15 protein-coding genes are annotated in these 15,745 nt (G+C 64.7%); 6 read left to right on the top strand and 9 right to left on the bottom strand.

All coding sequences use genetic code 11. The annotated features are described in order from the left end of the window. Positions 1-160: 160 nt before the first annotated feature. Positions 161-1,579 (bottom strand): PhoH family protein, encoded by a 1,419-nt coding sequence (locus tag M1D93_RS06425; protein WP_461174311.1) that lies wholly within the window; start codon positions 1,577-1,579, stop codon positions 161-163. A 238-nt stretch (positions 1,580-1,817) separates the two neighbouring features. Continuing rightward, positions 1,818-2,579, bottom strand: coding sequence for an isoprenyl transferase (locus M1D93_RS06420; protein ID WP_461174947.1), 762 nt, complete (start codon positions 2,577-2,579; stop codon positions 1,818-1,820). Between the two features lie 152 nt (positions 2,580-2,731). Between M1D93_RS06420 and trhA the strand changes: the two genes are divergently transcribed. Further along, a complete protein-coding gene (trhA, locus tag M1D93_RS06415; RefSeq protein ID WP_461174310.1) occupies positions 2,732-3,490 on the top strand; it encodes a PAQR family membrane homeostasis protein TrhA in 759 nt (252 codons plus the stop codon). A 73-nt stretch (positions 3,491-3,563) separates the two neighbouring features. Here trhA and M1D93_RS06410 read toward each other — a convergent pair whose 3' ends face one another. Further along, positions 3,564-3,929, bottom strand: a complete 366-nt coding sequence (locus M1D93_RS06410; protein WP_461174309.1) for a hypothetical protein — start codon at positions 3,927-3,929, stop codon at positions 3,564-3,566. A gap of 98 nt (positions 3,930-4,027) precedes the next feature. Further along, positions 4,028-4,933, bottom strand: a complete 906-nt coding sequence (mca, locus tag M1D93_RS06405) for a mycothiol conjugate amidase Mca (protein WP_461174308.1) — start codon at positions 4,931-4,933, stop codon at positions 4,028-4,030. 130 nt (positions 4,934-5,063) lie between these two features. On the opposite strand from mca, the gene M1D93_RS06400 reads away from it, so the two are divergent. Continuing rightward, positions 5,064-5,531, top strand: a complete 468-nt coding sequence (locus tag M1D93_RS06400) for a DUF4307 domain-containing protein (RefSeq protein ID WP_461174307.1) — start codon at positions 5,064-5,066, stop codon at positions 5,529-5,531. 142 nt (positions 5,532-5,673) lie between these two features. After that, the gene (gene greA / locus M1D93_RS06395; RefSeq protein WP_461174306.1) at positions 5,674-6,168 is read left to right on the top strand and encodes a transcription elongation factor GreA; all 495 of its coding nucleotides are present in this window, start codon (positions 5,674-5,676) and stop codon (positions 6,166-6,168) included. 78 nt (positions 6,169-6,246) lie between these two features. Here the strand turns inward: greA and M1D93_RS06390 are convergent, their stop codons facing one another. The 4 genes from M1D93_RS06390 to M1D93_RS06375 are packed head-to-tail and all read right to left on the bottom strand — an operon-like array spanning position 6,247 to position 10,457. Beyond that, positions 6,247-6,864 carry a rhomboid family intramembrane serine protease gene (locus M1D93_RS06390; RefSeq protein WP_461174305.1) on the bottom strand — a complete coding sequence of 206 codons (618 nt, stop codon included), beginning with the start codon at positions 6,862-6,864 and terminating at the stop codon, positions 6,247-6,249. Between the two features lie 8 nt (positions 6,865-6,872). Continuing rightward, positions 6,873-8,111 (bottom strand): threonine ammonia-lyase, encoded by a 1,239-nt coding sequence (ilvA, locus tag M1D93_RS06385; protein ID WP_256246820.1) that lies wholly within the window; start codon positions 8,109-8,111, stop codon positions 6,873-6,875. A gap of 3 nt (positions 8,112-8,114) precedes the next feature. Further along, on the bottom strand, positions 8,115-9,458 hold the full coding sequence (locus M1D93_RS06380; RefSeq protein WP_461174304.1) for an AI-2E family transporter: 1,344 nt from the start codon (positions 9,456-9,458) through the stop codon (positions 8,115-8,117). 39 nt (positions 9,459-9,497) lie between these two features. Beyond that, entirely contained in the window at positions 9,498-10,457 is a 960-nt protein-coding gene (locus tag M1D93_RS06375; RefSeq protein WP_461174303.1) for an aldose 1-epimerase family protein, read from the bottom strand. Positions 10,458-10,588: 131 nt separating this feature from the next. On the opposite strand from M1D93_RS06375, the gene galT reads away from it, so the two are divergent. Continuing rightward, positions 10,589-11,749 carry a galactose-1-phosphate uridylyltransferase gene (gene galT / locus M1D93_RS06370; RefSeq protein ID WP_461174302.1) on the top strand — a complete coding sequence of 387 codons (1,161 nt, stop codon included), beginning with the start codon at positions 10,589-10,591 and terminating at the stop codon, positions 11,747-11,749. Next, positions 11,746-12,933: a galactokinase gene (gene galK, locus M1D93_RS06365; RefSeq protein ID WP_461174301.1), complete on the top strand. Its 1,188-nt coding sequence runs from the start codon at positions 11,746-11,748 to the stop codon at positions 12,931-12,933. Before galT ends, galK begins: the two co-directional genes overlap by 4 nt. A gap of 98 nt (positions 12,934-13,031) precedes the next feature. Here galK and M1D93_RS06360 read toward each other — a convergent pair whose 3' ends face one another. Continuing rightward, positions 13,032-13,958, bottom strand: coding sequence for a Bax inhibitor-1/YccA family protein (locus M1D93_RS06360; RefSeq protein ID WP_461174300.1), 927 nt, complete (start codon positions 13,956-13,958; stop codon positions 13,032-13,034). Between the two features lie 442 nt (positions 13,959-14,400). On the opposite strand from M1D93_RS06360, the gene M1D93_RS06355 reads away from it, so the two are divergent. Further along, the gene (locus M1D93_RS06355) at positions 14,401-15,741 is read left to right on the top strand and encodes a branched-chain amino acid ABC transporter permease (RefSeq protein WP_461174299.1); all 1,341 of its coding nucleotides are present in this window, start codon (positions 14,401-14,403) and stop codon (positions 15,739-15,741) included. The last annotated feature ends 4 nt before the right edge of the window (positions 15,742-15,745 follow it).

The following is a 15,745-nucleotide window of genomic DNA, read 5'->3' as shown; positions in this document are numbered from 1 at the left end:
GCCCTATGCGACGTGTCTAAGCGACGGCGAAGGGCCGTGGCCCGGCGAACCCTGCCCCGGCAACGCAGTCAAGGGCCGTGGCCCGACGAACCCGATCACTGCCACGCACAAGGGCCGTGGCTCGCAAATGGAACCACGGCCCTTGTTATCGAACCCGAAACTAGCCTTCGAGCAGTTCTGTTACCAGGGCTGCGATTGGCGAACGTTCTGAGCGGGTCAGGGTGATGTGGCCGAAGAGGGGGTGTCCTTTCAGGGTTTCGACGACGGCGGCGATTCCGTCGTGGCGTCCGACGCGGAGGTTGTCGCGCTGGGCGACGTCGTGGGTCAGGACGATCTTTGAGTTCTGGCCGATGCGGCTCATGACGGTCAGCAGGACGTTCTTTTCGAGTGACTGGGCCTCGTCAACAATTACGAAGGCGTCGTGGAGGGAGCGTCCGCGGATGTGGGTGAGGGGCATGACCTCGAGCATGCCGCGGTCCATGACCTCCTCCACCACTTCCTGGCTGACCAGTGCACCAAGGGTGTCGAAGACCGCCTGTGCCCAGGGGTTCATCTTCTCGGACTCGGAACCGGGGAGGTAGCCCAGTTCCTGGCCGCCCACTGCGTAGAGGGGCCGGAACACAATGACCTTGCGGTGCTCGCGCCGTTCCAGGACCGCTTCCAGGCCGGCACACAAGGCCAGGGCCGACTTGCCGGTGCCGGCGCGGCCGCCGATGGACACGATGCCGACGGCGGGATCCATCAGCATGTCGATGGCAAGCCGTTGTTCGGCGGACCGCCCGTGAAGGCCGAACACGTCACGGTCGCCCTTGACGAGGCGGACCTGCTTGTCCGGGCCCACCCGGCCAAGGGCTGAACCGCGGTTGGACAGCAGGACAAGACCGGTGTTGACCGGCAGCTCGGCGGCCGCGGGGATGAAGACGGGTTCGTGCCCGTACAGCGTGGAGATTTCCTGTTCACCGGCTTCGACCTCGGCCACGCCGGTCCAGCCGGAGTCCTTCACCAGTTCGTTGCGGTATTCGTCAGCGGTGAGTCCCATGGCTGAGGCCTTGACGCGCATGGGCAGGTCCTTGGACACCACCGTGACGTCCCGGCCTTCGTTCGCGAGGTTTTTTGCGACCGCGAGGATGCGGCTGTCGTTGTCGCCGCTGCGGAACCCCAGCGGCAGCACCTCGGCGGAGATGTGGTTCAGTTCCACCATGAGCGTGCCGCCGTCGTCGCCGATGGGGATCGGCTGGCTCAGTCCGCCGTGCTTGACCCGCAGGTCATCAAGGAGCCGGAGCGCCTTCCGGGCGAAGTAGCCGAGTTCGGGGTCGTGCCGCTTGGCCTCAAGCTCGGTGATGACCACCACCGGCACGATCACCTCATGTTCGGCAAAGCGCAGCAGAGCGCGCGGGTCGGACAGCAGGACGGAGGTGTCGATCACGAAGGTGTGGATGGTGGCTTCCCTTCCGGAAACAGCAAAACCGGCCGCTGCATCTTTCGCTGCGCCGGTTTCTGACGTGGCTCGCGTGGCGCGAGAGGTAGCTTTCTCTCCCTGGTCGAAAAAGACCCCGGGCAGTTGTTCAGAAGTAGCCACATCGACTCCAGCCCCGGGCGCAGGCCCGGATTTGTTAGTGGTGAGGCGGCTCGGCCAAGAGGCCTGGTCCGGCCTCCCATACAACCGGTGCGATGATTCGCTCCATGTACTGGCCTCCCCGATCAGCCGGCGGTTTGCCTGCTGATGGATATAACGTAAATCCATCGGAAGTAATTTCCGCAACCATTACGCGGCGATTCCTGTTGCAGCCCTGTGAACTGTCGATGAACCCGGAAGGTCAGGAACCGAAGCGCCGCTGCCTGCCCGCGTAATCGCGGAGGGCCCGCAGGAAGTCCACTTTGCGGAATGCCGGCCACAACGCCTCGCAAAAGTAGAACTCGCTGTAGGCGCTCTGCCACATCAGGAACCCGGAGAGCCGCTGTTCGCCGGATGTGCGGATCACCAGGTCCGGATCCGGCTGGCCCCGGGTGTAGAGGAAGCGGGAAATGTCGTCCACGCACAGGTCGTCGGCGAGCTTGCCGATGTCCGCGCCCTTGGCGACGGCGTCGTGCAACAGCTCCCGCACGGCGTCAACGATTTCCCTGCGTCCGCCGTACCCCACGGCCACGTTGACGTGGATCTTTTCCCGGACGGGCGTGCGGGCGGTGAGCTTGTTGAGCCGCTCGGCCAGATAGTCCGGCAGCAGTTCGGGAGCACCCATGGCGTGCACGGAGATGTTGGCGTCGTCGTCCAGCCGGTCCAGGGTGTTGGCGATAATTCCCATCAGGAGGTCCAGTTCTTCCCTGGACCTGTTCATGTTGTCCGTGGACAGCATGTACAGCGTGACCACCTTGACCCCAAGTTCCTGGCACCAGCCGAGGAATTCATGGATCTTGTCTGCGCCCGCCTGGTGTCCCTGGCTGGTGGGCGCGTTGAACTGCTTGGCCCAGCGCCGGTTGCCGTCCACCATCACCCCGATGTGCCGGGGAATGCGGTCGCGCGCAAGATCCTTCAGCAGCCGGCGCTCATAAAAGCCGTAGAGGAACCCGGGCAACTCCACGCGGCCTCTCACCTGACTTCCTTGCTGTACGTTCGGCTTGCACATCCTAGGCTACAGTCCGCCACGGACTGGGTCCGTATTCCCCACGCTCGTCGAGCGCGAACCCGTGTTACCCATCAGTAACTTACCGGCCCGTAAGTTATTCTGGAGGCATGAACAGCGACACCCCGGACGGTCCCCGGAGGCCGCAGCCCAACGATAATCCAGGCCTTGAAGCCCGCGCGGAAACGAACGCCGGCACCTCCCCCATGGATGAAGCCGCCGTGGGCCTGGCCGAGCTCCTGATGATCAAGCCGAAGTGGCGCGGCTGGATTCACACTGTGACCGCCCCGCTGGCACTCGCGGCGGGAATTGTCCTCGTCCTCCTGGCCCCCACTGCCGACCGCAAGATCACCTCGGCCATCTACGCCGCCACGGGCGTACTGCTGTTCGGCGTCAGCGCCGTGTACCACCGCGGCAACTGGTCGCCGCGGGTGAAGATCACGCTAAAGCGGCTGGACCACACAAACATCATGCTTGTTATCGCCGGCAGCTATACGCCGCTGGCCTGGACCCTGCTGGAACGGCCCCAGGCCGTCCTGCTGCTGTGGGTCATCTGGTCCGGCGCGATTCTGGGCGTGCTGTTCCGGCTGCTCTGGACCCAGGCGCCCCGCTGGCTGTACGTTCCGATCTACATCGCCCTCGGCTGCGGCGCGCTGTTCTACCTCCCGCAGTTTTTCCAGGCCAGCGCCCCCGCCGCCGTCCTCATCTGCCTGGGCGGGGTGCTGTACATCACCGGCGCGGTCTTCTATGCCCTGAAAAAGCCCAACTTCAGCTACCACCACTTTGGCTTCCACGAACTTTTCCATGCCTTGACCGTGGTGGCCTTCGCTGCGCATTTCGCAGCCATTGCCCTGGCAGTGCTGAGCTAGCACTGGAGGGATCCGTCCCGGCTGCCTGCTGTGCGGCGTTGAGGGCCGCGCAGGGAACCGGGCGCAGCGTGCCCTAGTGCCGGCGGCTTCCCGGATCGGTGCCTGCTCCGCCCTCGGACGGGCCCTGGTACGAATCGCCGGCGGCTGTACCTGCAGCAGGCCCTGCCGCCCCGGAACCCGCCTCTGCGGCTTCCGCCGCTTCGACGTCGGCAACGGAGGCCGCGGCGATGCGTTCCTCCTCCACCTGGGCCCGATAGCGGACACGGCGGATCCGCCGCACCATGTCAACGATCAGCAGGGCCGTGGCTACCACAAAGAAAGCCGTCATGATGAAGCCCAGGAGGCCCGGCGTTACCTGGTCCTCGGAGATGCCCTCACGCAGGGAGGGCGTGGGCAGGGGCGAGGGGGTGGTAGCCAGGCTGAGGAGCAGACGTTGCACGTTGAATACCTTCTATGGAACGGGTGTCAGCAGGCAGCAGATTCGGCGGGCCCGGGTCCGGGGACGTCTTCTACGTGGCATAGAAATGCCTGCCGCTTCTATCTTAGCCCCGCGAACAGGTCCTTCTCCGGGAGCTCGGACGGCACCCTGGACCGGATCAGCGAGTAATCTTCCCAAGGCCAGGCCTTGCGCTGCATTTCCGGGGACACCGCAAAGAAGAACCCCAGCGGGTCCACCTGCGTACGGTGCGCACGCAGGGCGTCGTCGCGCACTTCGAAAAAGTCTCCGCAGTCCACCTGGGTGGTGGTGGGATGGGGTGCCGGGGGCGGAGTGTGGCCCTCGGCGTCGGACTCCAGCCATGCCGCGAGCCGCTCCGCGTACGGGGACTGGAGCCCGGCCTCCTCGAGGGCGAAATGCAGGGCACGGAAGCGTTCCGGACTGAAGGCCCGGTCGTAGTACAGCTTGCCCGGTTCCCAGGGTTCACCGGCGTCCGGATAGCGCGCCGGGTCACCGGCAGCGTCAAAGGCTTCGACGGCAACCCGGTGCGCCATGATGTGGTCCGGGTGCGGATACCCGCCGTTCTCGTCGTAGCTGAGGATGACGTGGGGCTTGAAGGACCGGACCAAACGGACCAAAGGGGCGGCCGCGTGGTGAAGCGGCAAGGTGGCGAAGGACCCGGCCGGCAGGGGCGGAAGTGGATCGCCATCGGGCAGGCCCGAATCCACAAAGCCGAGCCAGCGCTGCTTGATTCCGAGGATCCGGGCGGCCCGTTCCATCTCCAGGCGCCGGGCACCGGCCATGTCCCGTTTGGGGTGCGGCTCGCCTTCCACCGCGGGGTTCTGGATGTCCCCGCGTGAACCGTCCGTGCAGGTGGCCACCATGACCTCCACCCCCGATGCTGCGTACTTGGCCATTGTGGCAGCGCCCTTGCTGGACTCGTCGTCCGGGTGGGCGTGGACGGCAAGCAGCCGAAGCGGTGCGTGGGAGTTACTGGACGCTGTCATCGAAGGACGGCTCCTTATTCTTCATTGCGGCTAGTGGCTGCTGAACGATTGCTGAGCGGGGCGGGCACAGGAAAGGCCTGTTGTGCCATCGGCCGGAAAGGTCCGCCGGAAGGGGCACTAAACTGGTTGGGTGACCTCCCCGGACCAGCCGGCGCATTCCAAGCCCGCGAACACTAGCCTAGCCAATCGTTATGGTGCTAAAAAGCGCCGGCTCTCCCCCGCCGCCAAGCGCATTATCGGAGGCGCTGCCCTGGCGGCCGGGATCGGTTTTATGGCCTGGGTTTCCACGTCGAATTCCCTCACCGAGGTGAGCTTCAAGGACATCGGCTATGTCACCACGGACGCCACGCTGGCCGAGGTGGACTTCCAGGTGACCAGGGAACCGGGAACCTCTGTGCAGTGCGCCGTCAAGGCTTTGGATTCGAAGTACGCCGTGGTGGGGTGGAAAGTGGTGGACATTCCTCCTTCGCAGGCAGATGGAACAGCCGACGGCGGGCGAACGGTTTCGCAGCGGGTCCCGGTCAGGACCGAGTCACTGTCCGTATCCGGCGTGGTGGACAGCTGCTGGATTCCGGGCGGCTCCGGACAGAACATGTGATGCGTGCCGCTTCCTTGTTGGGTTAAATCCATAGGGTTGACTACAATGGAGCAATACCTTTACCCCGCTGAGCTGGTTACTGTTCCACAAGTGGCCACCGTGGCGGGGTCTTTTGCATGTAGGACCATTAGAGGAGAAGTCCGTGTCTACCACCAACAGCGCAGCTGCAGCCTGGCTTACCCAGGAAGCTTTTGACCGCCTGAAGGCAGAGCTGGACCACCTTTCCGGCGCTGGCCGGGCGGAGATCGTCCAGAAAATTGAAGCAGCCCGGCAGGAGGGTGACCTCAAGGAAAACGGCGGCTACCACGCGGCCAAGGAGGAACAGGGCAAGATCGAGGCCCGCATCCGCCAGCTGACGGCCCTGCTTCGGGACGCCCACGTAGGCGAGTCTCCGGCAGATGACGGAATCGTGGAGCCAGGGATGATCGTGGTGGCCAGGATTGCCGGTGACGAAGAAACCTTCCTGCTCGGTTCCCGCGAAATCGCCGGCGATTCCGATCTTGACGTGTTCAGCGAGAAGTCTCCGCTGGGTGCCGCCATCCTTGGCCACAAGGAAGGCGACACCTTGAGCTACACGGCACCCAACGGCAAGGACATCAAAGTGGAGATCCTTTCGGCCAAGCCGTATGCAGCATAGGTATTAGCCGTAAAGAAACGCTGGCCGCCCGGAAGGGCGGCCAGCGTTTTCGCTTTTAACGGGGAAGGCTGACGGAGGTCAGGACCTGATGCCCGTTACGCCTTTGCCGGGCCGCAGGAGCAGCGCGGCCACCACTCCCCCGGCCGCGCCGCCGAGATGGGCCTGCCAGGAGACGAAACCGGAGACCAGCGGGAGGACGCCCAGCAGGATGCTGCCGTAGCCCATAAACAGCACAACTGCCAGGAGGATCTGCCGCCAGCTGCGGTTGAAAAAGCCCCGGACCAGCAGGAACGAGAACAGCCCGAAGACCAGGCCGGAGGCTCCCACCGTAATGCCGCCGTTCCCGATCAGCCAGACAGTCAGCCCGGATCCGAGCCAGCTGAACGCCAGCGCCGTCAGGAAAACCCGCAGTCCGGACAGAAAGACCAGGAAGCCGAAAATTATCAGCGGCAGGCTGTTGGACAACAAATGGTTCAGGTTGGCGTGCAGGAGCGGGAAGGTGAAGATGTCCAGCAGCCCGTCGGCGCTCCTGGGCCGCAGGCCGAACGTCCGGTTCAGCGAGCGCAGCATCAGCGCGTTGAACAGTTCGATGGCGAACAGGAGGGCCACAAACCCGCCAAGCACCAGCAGTCCGCCCTTTGCCCGGGCGGCGATGGTCCGCCGCTCCCAGCCTCCGTTTCCCGTGAGTCCGGCCATGGCTTCTCCTAGTGCACCACGATGGGCTGGAAACCCTCGGCGCGGAGTGCGCTGAGGACCTGCTCGCAGTGTTCGTGACCCTTGGTTTCCAGGTTGACCGTGATGGAGACGTCGCCCATGCTGATTGACCCGCCAACCCGGGTATGGTCCAGCCCGGTGACGTTGGCGTCGTTCTCGGCGATGATGCGGGCGATGGTGGCAAGTGAGCCGGGGCGGTCGTCCAGCATCATGCGGACGGTCATGTAACGCCCTGCCGCGGAGAGGCCGCGCTGGATGACTTTGAGCATCAGCATGGGATCGATGTTGCCGCCCGACAGGACCACGGCCGTGGTTCCGGGGTTCTCGATCTTGCCGTCCATGAGGGCGGCCACACCCACCGCGCCGGCAGGCTCCACCACCATCTTGGCCCGCTCCAGCAGGAAAATCAGGGCACGCGCGAGGGAGTCTTCACTGACCGTTACGACGTCGTCCACCAGCTCACGGATGATGCTGAAGGGAAGCTGCCCCGGGCGTCCGACGGCGATGCCGTCCGCCATGGTGGACACCTTCTTCAACGGGACGAGTGCATCAGCAGCGAGTGAGGGGGGGTACGCAGCAGCGTTCTCGGCCTGCACGCCGATGATACGGATCTCCCGGCCAAGTTCCCTGGCCCGGGCCTTGATGGCGACGGCGACGCCCGCCAGGAGTCCCCCGCCGCCTACACCCATGAGCACGGTGTCAACGTTGGGTACCTGCTCCAGGATTTCGAGTCCCAGGGTGCCTTGGCCTGCCACGACGTCCACGTTGTCGAACGGGTGGACGAAGACGGTTCCGGTTTCGTTGCTGTACCGCTGGGCCTCCGCCAGCGCCTCGTCGACATTGTGCCCATGCAGGATGACTTCAGCCCCGTGGCTGCGGGTGGCAGCCAGTTTCGGCAGCGCAACTCCCAGCGGCATGTAGATGCGGGCTTTGATACCGAGGCTCTTAGCGGCTACGGCGACGCCCTGGGCGTGGTTGCCTGCGGACGCGGCCACCACGCCGCGCTTTTTCTCTTCCGGGGACAACCGTGCCATCCGTACGTACGCGCCACGGACCTTGAATGATCCCGCCCGCTGGAGGTTCTCGCATTTGAAGTAGACGTCACCGCCGACCAGCGCACCCAGGGCCCGGGATGATTCCACCGGGGTCCGCGCAATAATCCCGTCGAGCAGCTTCTGCGCCTCCAGGACATCGTCCAGCGTGACGGGAAGGGTTTCAAGGATGTTCACGGACTATTCTCCTCTGGATTTCGGCCCCGGCGCCGCGTCGTTGGAACGGGCGCCAGGTTGTTCTGCGTTGGTGCTGGCTGCGGCGTCCCCGCCGCCTTTGAGGGCGTCCGGCGGGTCAACACGCTTAATGGTGTTGTCCGGGCCGGCGCCGGCAGCCACCGAGCCTGCAGGTGATGCCAACACCTGTTCATGTTCCCACGTTCTGGCGGCGATGTAGCGAACGGCCGAATTTGCGACGGCGAGGATGGGCACCGAGAACAGCGCACCCGGAATTCCGGCCAGGTAGGAGCCGGCCGCTACCGACAGGATTACTGCCACCGGATGCAGGGCTACCGCCTTGCCCATCACCAGCGGCTGAAGGATGTGGCTCTCCAGCTGCTGGACCAGCAGCACGATGCCGAGCATGACCAGGGCGTTGATGGGGCCGTTGGCCACCAGCGCGAGCAGTACCGCGATGGCGCCGGTCACCAGGGCGCCAACGATCGGGATGAACGAACCGATAAACACCAGGACGCTCAGGGGCAGTGCCAGCGGGACGCCGATAATCGCGGCGCCCAGGCCGATGCCCACCGCATCAACAAAGGCCACAAACATCTGGATGCGTGCATAGCTGACCATCGAAGCCCAGCCCTTGCGCCCGGCGCCGAACGTCGCCGCCCGCGCCTTCCGTGGCAGCAGCCGGACGAGGAACGCCCAGATCCGGTCGCCCTCGAGCAGGAAAAAGATGAGGACGAAGAGCGCAAGGACCAGTCCCGCAGCGAAATGCCCTGCGCTGCTGCCGAAGGACAGTGCACCGCTGAGGATATTGCTGGTGTTGTCCTGCAGCGCCGTACTGGCCTCCTGCAGGTATTGATCGATCTGGTCGGCCGTCAGGTGGAGGGGCCCCTCTGACAACCAGTTCTGGATCTGCCGGATGCCGGTCAGCGCTTCGGACCAGAGTTCCCCGAAGCCCGCGACCAGTTGCCTGCCCACGAGCGCCAGCGATCCCCCGATCAAGCCCAGGAAGCCCACCACCGTGATGGCCACAGCCGCCCCGCCGGGCACCCGGCGCCTTTTCAGCCAGCCCACCACCGGATTCAGGAGGCCGGCCAGGAGGGCTGCGACCATCACCGGAATAATCAGGAAACTGATCCCCCTTAGCAGCCACACCAGGACGCCGCCCACAAGGAGGATGAGTCCCAGGCGCCAGGCCCAGGACGCGGCGATGCGCACTCCGTAAGGAATGTCCTTGTCCAGTTCGCGGTCCGTCAGCACCCGCAGCGGCGGAGTTCCGTTGGCCGGTGCAGCGGATGGTTGCCGCACGGGAAGTTGAGGGTCGGGCGAAACGGGATCCTCGGCTGGCGTCATAGCCTAATAATTCCCCAGCCACGGCCTAATGGGAAACTGCTAGCCGGCGGCACCGGAACGGTAGTCGATCCCCCATGACATGGTGAAGGATTCCCCCGGCTGCACCCAGCGGAGTCCGTCGCCGGAGTTGAAGGCATTGGCGGGACCGGTCATGGGTTCAACAGCCACCGCACGGCTGCGCCCGGGATACAGGGTACTGACGTAGACGTGGACGTACTTGCAGGATTCGTCCTGCCAGAGGCTCACCTGCCGGCCGTCCGGAGCCGCGAGCGTGTGCCGTGCCTTGCCGCCTTCGAACTGCAGGCCCGTCAGGGCGACGTCCACGTTCAGCGGGGCAACATGCAGCCCCGTCCGGAAGTCGGTGTCACCTTGGACGGGTGCGCTGTCACGCGGAATGAGGCGCTCGTCTGCCAACAACCGGGTGTCAGCGGACACCGTTAGCACCAGTTCCTCAACTGCGGTGTCCCCCAGCCGCAGATACGGATGGGCCCCAAGGACAAACGGCGCAGCCTTCCTGGAATCGTTGGCCAGCGTCTGGCGGACCTCCAGGCCAAGGTCTTCGGTGAGGAGGTACTGCACCCGGTGGCGCGCCAGGAAGGGGTAACCGTGCTGGGGAAAAATGGTGGCCTCGAGCGTGACTGAATGTTCGGACTCATCAATCAGTGCGTAGGAGGCGTTGCGGAGGAGTCCGTGGCTTGCGTTGTTGCGTGCCACCTCGGTGATGGCCAGCTGCTGCTTCTTGCCGTCCAGGAACCACTGGCCGTCTTCGACGCGATTGGCCCACGGCGCAAGGGTGATCCCTGACCCGCCAGGTGGGATCTCGTCGTCGCCGTACGTTTCCGTCAGCTGGACACCTCCCCTGCTGAACAAGCGAAGCCCGGCGGCCAGTTCGGTGACCACTGCCAAGGCGTCTCCCCGCCGGAGTTCATACTGCCGGCCGGTCGCGTACGCCCGGTAGCCTGATGCGACGCTGGTTTCGAGGGGTGAATCGGAAGTCATGAGCAATACGCTACAGCGCACCCCCGGCTGCTTGCACTGCACGTTGTTATGTTTTGTTTGTTTCTATTCTCTTTTGAGCGATCCGTGGCACAATGGTGTTAAGTTGCAGCAACATCAACAGGACGGGATTCATGACGGGAATCACCAGCACCAGGCTCTCCGACGGCAGGGAGCTGATTTATTTTGACGACTCCGACCGCCCTAAGGCGCGGACCGCGGACACCACTACCGACCACCGGGCCCTGCCGCCCAGGGGCGAACCGGGTGAAGTCCGTTTCGATGCCCTCACCGATGAATGGGTGGCGGTAGCAGCCCACCGCCAAAGCCGCACCCACCTGCCGCCGGCGGACCAGTGCCCCATCTGCCCCACCACTGCCGGCAATCCATCGGAGATACCGGCTGACGACTACGACGTTGTGGTGTTCGAAAACCGCTTCCCGTCCCTCGGCCCGGCTCTCGGTGAAGTGCCCGGCGATGCGGCCTGGGGAACAACCGGCCCGGCGTATGGCCGCTGCGAGGTGGTGGCGTTCACCCCGGCCCATACCGGATCCTTCAGCGGCCTCACGGAAGCCCGCTCCCGCACAGTGATCGAGGCATGGGCGCAGCGCACGGCAGCGCTGAGCGCCCTTCCGGGAATCAAGCAGGTCTTCCCCTTCGAAAACCGCGGCGCGGATATCGGCGTCACCCTCCACCATCCGCACGGCCAGATCTACGCCTACCCTTATGTGACCCCACGCGCCGGTGTCCTGGGCGCCGCTGCCCGGAAGTTCTACGATGCAGCGGACGGCCGTGAGACCCTCACCGGCTCCCTGCTGCGCTCGGAACGTCAGGACGGCAGCCGAATGGTCATGGAAGGCGAAAACTTCAGCGCCTATGTCCCGTTTGCGGCCCGCTGGCCGCTCGAGATCCACATGGTTCCCCACCGCCAGGTTCCGGATCTGGCTGCGCTGAGCGGGGAAGAAAAGGACGAACTGGCGCACGTCTACCTTGACCTGCTCAAACGGCTGGACGCGCTCTACCCCACACCTACCCCGTACATCTCCGCATGGCACCAGGCCCCGCTGGACGCGGTGCTGCGTCCTGCAAGCTACCTTCACCTCCAGCTGACCTCGCCGCGGCGGGCCCCCGACAAGCTGAAGTTCCTCGCGGGGTCGGAGGCAGCCATGGGAGCGTTTATCAATGACACCACCCCGGAAAGTGTGGCAGAGCGCCTGCGCAACGTGACCGTTCCAGTTTCAACACCCTCCCCGGCCGCCCTTCGGGCAGCCCTGCCCGAAGGAGCCCCCGCTTGAGTGCCGCACCTGACCCGCTGACCACGCCGGAAAGCACTGCTGCCGAAGACCTGGCCACCCGGTTCACCCGGGAGTTCGGCGGGGTTCCGACGGGAACCTGGCAGGCACCGGGACGGGTCAACCTGATCGGGGAACACACGGACTACAACGAGGGGTATGTCCTGCCCTTCGCCATCGACCGGACCGCCCGCGTGGCGGTAGCGGCCCGCGCTGATAAGACTGTTCGGCTTCTGTCCACCTACGGCGACCAGGGCGTGGTGACCACCTCACTGGATTCCCTGGAGCCCGGTTCGGCCAAGGGCTGGACCAAATATCCGCTGGGCGTTATGTGGGCGCTCCGGCAGCGGGGCATTGATGTTCCGGGCATGGACCTGCTGCTGGACTCGAACGTCCCGCTCGGCGCGGGGCTCTCCTCCTCCCATGCCATCGAATGCGCCGTCATCACCGCGTTGAATGAACTGACCGGCGCACGGCTGCAGGCGGAGGACATGGTCCTGGCCACCCAGCAGGCCGAAAACGACTTTGTGGGCGCGCCCACCGGGATCATGGACCAGTCCGCCTCGCTGAGGGGGTCGAAGGGCCACGCCGTCTTCCTGGACTGCAGGGACCAGCATGTCAGCTTGGTTCCGTTTGAGACGGAGCCGGCGGACTTGGTGATGCTTGTTATCGACACCAAGGTCTCGCACTCCCATGCCGACGGCGGTTACGCCTCCCGCCGGGCATCCTGCGAGCTGGGGGCCGAGGTTCTGGGGGTTACGGCACTGCGCGACGTGCAGGTTGCCGACCTCAAGGAAGCTGCCGGGCTCCTGGATGAAGTGACGTTCCGCCGGGTACGGCACGTGGTCACCGAGAATGACCGCGTACTCCAGACTGTGGAGCTCCTGGCAGCCGAGGGACCGGCGTCGATCGGCGCCCTCCTGGACGCAAGCCACGCCTCCATGCGCGACGACTTCGAAATCTCCTGCCCGCAACTGGACCTTGCCGTGGAAGCTTCCCGGTCCAACGGCGCCATTGGCGCCCGGATGACGGGCGGTGGATTTGGCGGCGCGGCCATTGCGCTCACTCCCGTCGGCTCGGAGCAAAAGGTGCGGGACGCCGTCGTCAAGGCTTTCGCCGGTGCCGGTTTTACTGCACCTGACATCTTCACGGTGACACCGGCGGCCGGCGCCATGCGGATCGCCTGAACCTGGCAATAACGGCTGAGGGCCCCACCTTCCGGTGGGGCCCTCAGCTTTGTTGCCGGTTTGCAGGAGGCGTCCGACGGCGGGACGCCTCAGTGCGGTTAGTCGTCCCCGCGCAGGATGGCGAGCAGGCGGATGATTTCCACGTACAGCCACACGAGCGTGACGGTGAGGCCGAAGGCGGCCGTCCAGGAGAAACGCTGCGGAGCACCGCTGCGGACGCCCGCTTCAATGCTGGTGAAGTCCATGACCAGCGAGAAGGCCGCGAGACCGATGGCGAGGATACCGATGGCGATGCCGATGATGCCGCTTCGCAGCCCAAACGGTTCAGTGGTCAGGCCCGTTACCATCATGACGAGGTTCACCACGGAGAACAGCGCGTAGCCAACGATGGCGATCATAAAGAACTTCATGGCCTTGGGCGTGGCGCGGACCTTGCCGCTCTTAAAGAGGAGGAGCGTCACGGTAAAGACGGACAGCGTGCCGAGGACAGCCTGCAGCCCCACTCCCGGGTACATGGTGTCCAGGACCCGGGTGAGGCCACCGAGGAAGAGTCCTTCTAGCCCGGCGTAAGCCAGGATTAGGGCCGGCGAAGGCTGCTTCTTGAAAGTGTTGACCAGTGCCAGCACGAAGCCGCCAAGGGCGCCGACAATCATCAGCAGTGAGGCGAGGCTCATGCCGACGAACATTGTCACCGCGGCACCGACGAGCAGCACTCCGAGGCAGGCTGCGGTCTTGACGATGACGTCGTCGAAGGTCATCCGGCCGGTGTCCGCCGGGCCTGCGGCAGGCTGGTTGTACATCTGCTGCAGCTGCGCGTCAGTCATGGGCTGCTGTCCGTAGCCCTGCTGGCCGTACGGAGCCTGGCCGTAAGGAGCCTGGCCATATGGCTGCTGGCCGTACGGAGCCTGGCCATACGGCTGCTGGCCGTACGGGGCCTGGCCATAGGGAGCCTGCGGGACAGGCGGTGCCTGGGTGGCTCCACGGAAGCTTTTTCCGTTGAAGATCGGGTTGCCGCCAAGTGCCATTGCGGGATTCCTCCATGTATGGGATGTGTTTGTGAACCTTATGGTTTACGCTACCAATTTTCACGTCGTGGCACTGCTAAAAGTTCCCTGAAGTACCGGGTGCAACCCAACCGTGATGTGCTGGAGCCGTACGGCGGTTAGGCCAGCGGAGTTGAGCAAGCGGTCGGGCTGCCCGGGAAGCACCGTGGCTCAACAAAGGTTTCCTCCTGCTCCTCCACCGGTTGGGGCCCACGGTTCAGTGCAGTTGTTACCTGATCGCTATGCCGACGCCCCCAATCAGGGCATTTAGAGGTTCTTTCGGGCTGTAGCATAAGCCAAGCAGGGTGACGGAACTCACATGCGTGACAGGTGCAGGGCGTTATGGCATCATCCCAGCCCTGCATCCGTTCGCAGCGGCTGCAATGGCGCAGCCGAGACCGCCCCCCAAGTGGAGGTTTTCAATTTGAGAAGTACACCCCAAGGCCTGTTGGCCGGAGGACGCCCCGGGTTGCTAAGACTACTGGGAGCCATCAGCGCATCCATCCTGGCAATCCTCCTCGTGGCGGCCCCGGCATCCCAAGCCACTTCCCCCTCACCGACACCATCCCCGTCGAACCAAACCTTCCAGAACAACATCAGCGGATTCCTCCGGGACGATACGCGCGCGCCAATTGCGGACGTGACCATCACCGCCAAGAGCGGCGACTTCACAGGCACCGCCAAGTCGTCCGCGAACGGGTCCTGGAGCATTGGTGTGCCCCAGCAGGGCACCTACACCGTGGAACTGGACGAATCGACCCTGCCTGAGGGCATTACGCTGGCCGAAGGCCAGGAGAATCCCCGCGATGTCACGTTCAGCCAGACGTCCAACCTGTCGGTCATCTTTGCCTTCGGCAAAGGCATTGTGGTCCAGCAGCAGGACTTCGGCCAGAACCTGCTCAACCGGCTCGTGGCGGGGTTGAGCTTTGGGCTGCTCCTGGCACTGGCATCCGTTGGGCTTTCGCTGATCTTCGGTACCACGGGCCTGACAAACTTCGCCCACGGCGAGATGGTTACCCTGGGCGCGGTGCTGGTGTTTGCGTTCAATGCAATCGGACTTCCGTTCTGGCTGGCCATCATTCTTTCCCTGCTGGGCGGCGGATTGTTCGGCTTCATCCAGGACAGGGGGCTGTGGCGGCCGCTGCGGCGCCGCAGCACAGGCCTGGTGCCCATGATGATCGTCAGCATCGGCCTTGCCCTTGCCGTCCGGTATGTCATCCAGTTCTTCTTCGGCGGGGCCACCCAGCAGCTGCCGTTCGCCCAGAGCCCCGAGATCCAGCTCGGCCCGGTTTCCATATCGCCCAACAACCTCTGGTCCCTGGGCATCAGCGCGGTGGTGATCGCCCTGATCGGCATTGTGCTGCTGAAAACCAGGCTGGGTAAAGCCACCCGTGCAGTGGCGGACAACCCGGCCCTCGCTGCGGCGTCGGGAATCGACGTCGACGGTGTGATCCGTTTGGTCTGGATCACCGGCGGCATGCTGGCGTCGCTCGGCGGCATCCTCTGGGCGTACTACCGTCCGGGCGTCACGTTCGACATGGGTTCCGCCATCCTGCTGCTGATCTTCGCCGGCGTAACCCTCGGCGGCCTCGGCACCGTCTTCGGCGCCCTGATCGGTTCCATCATCGTCGGCATCTTCGTGGAGCTGACCACCGTGTTCGGCCTCGCCGCCGACCTCAAATACGTGGGAGCACTGTTCATCATGATCGTTGTCCTCTTGTTCCGGCCGCAGGGAATCCTGGGCCGACGCGAGCGCGTGGGTTAGGAGA

The organism is Arthrobacter sp. Z1-9 (genome assembly GCF_054792695.1).
This window is presented reverse-complemented; position numbering and strand designations above follow the sequence as displayed.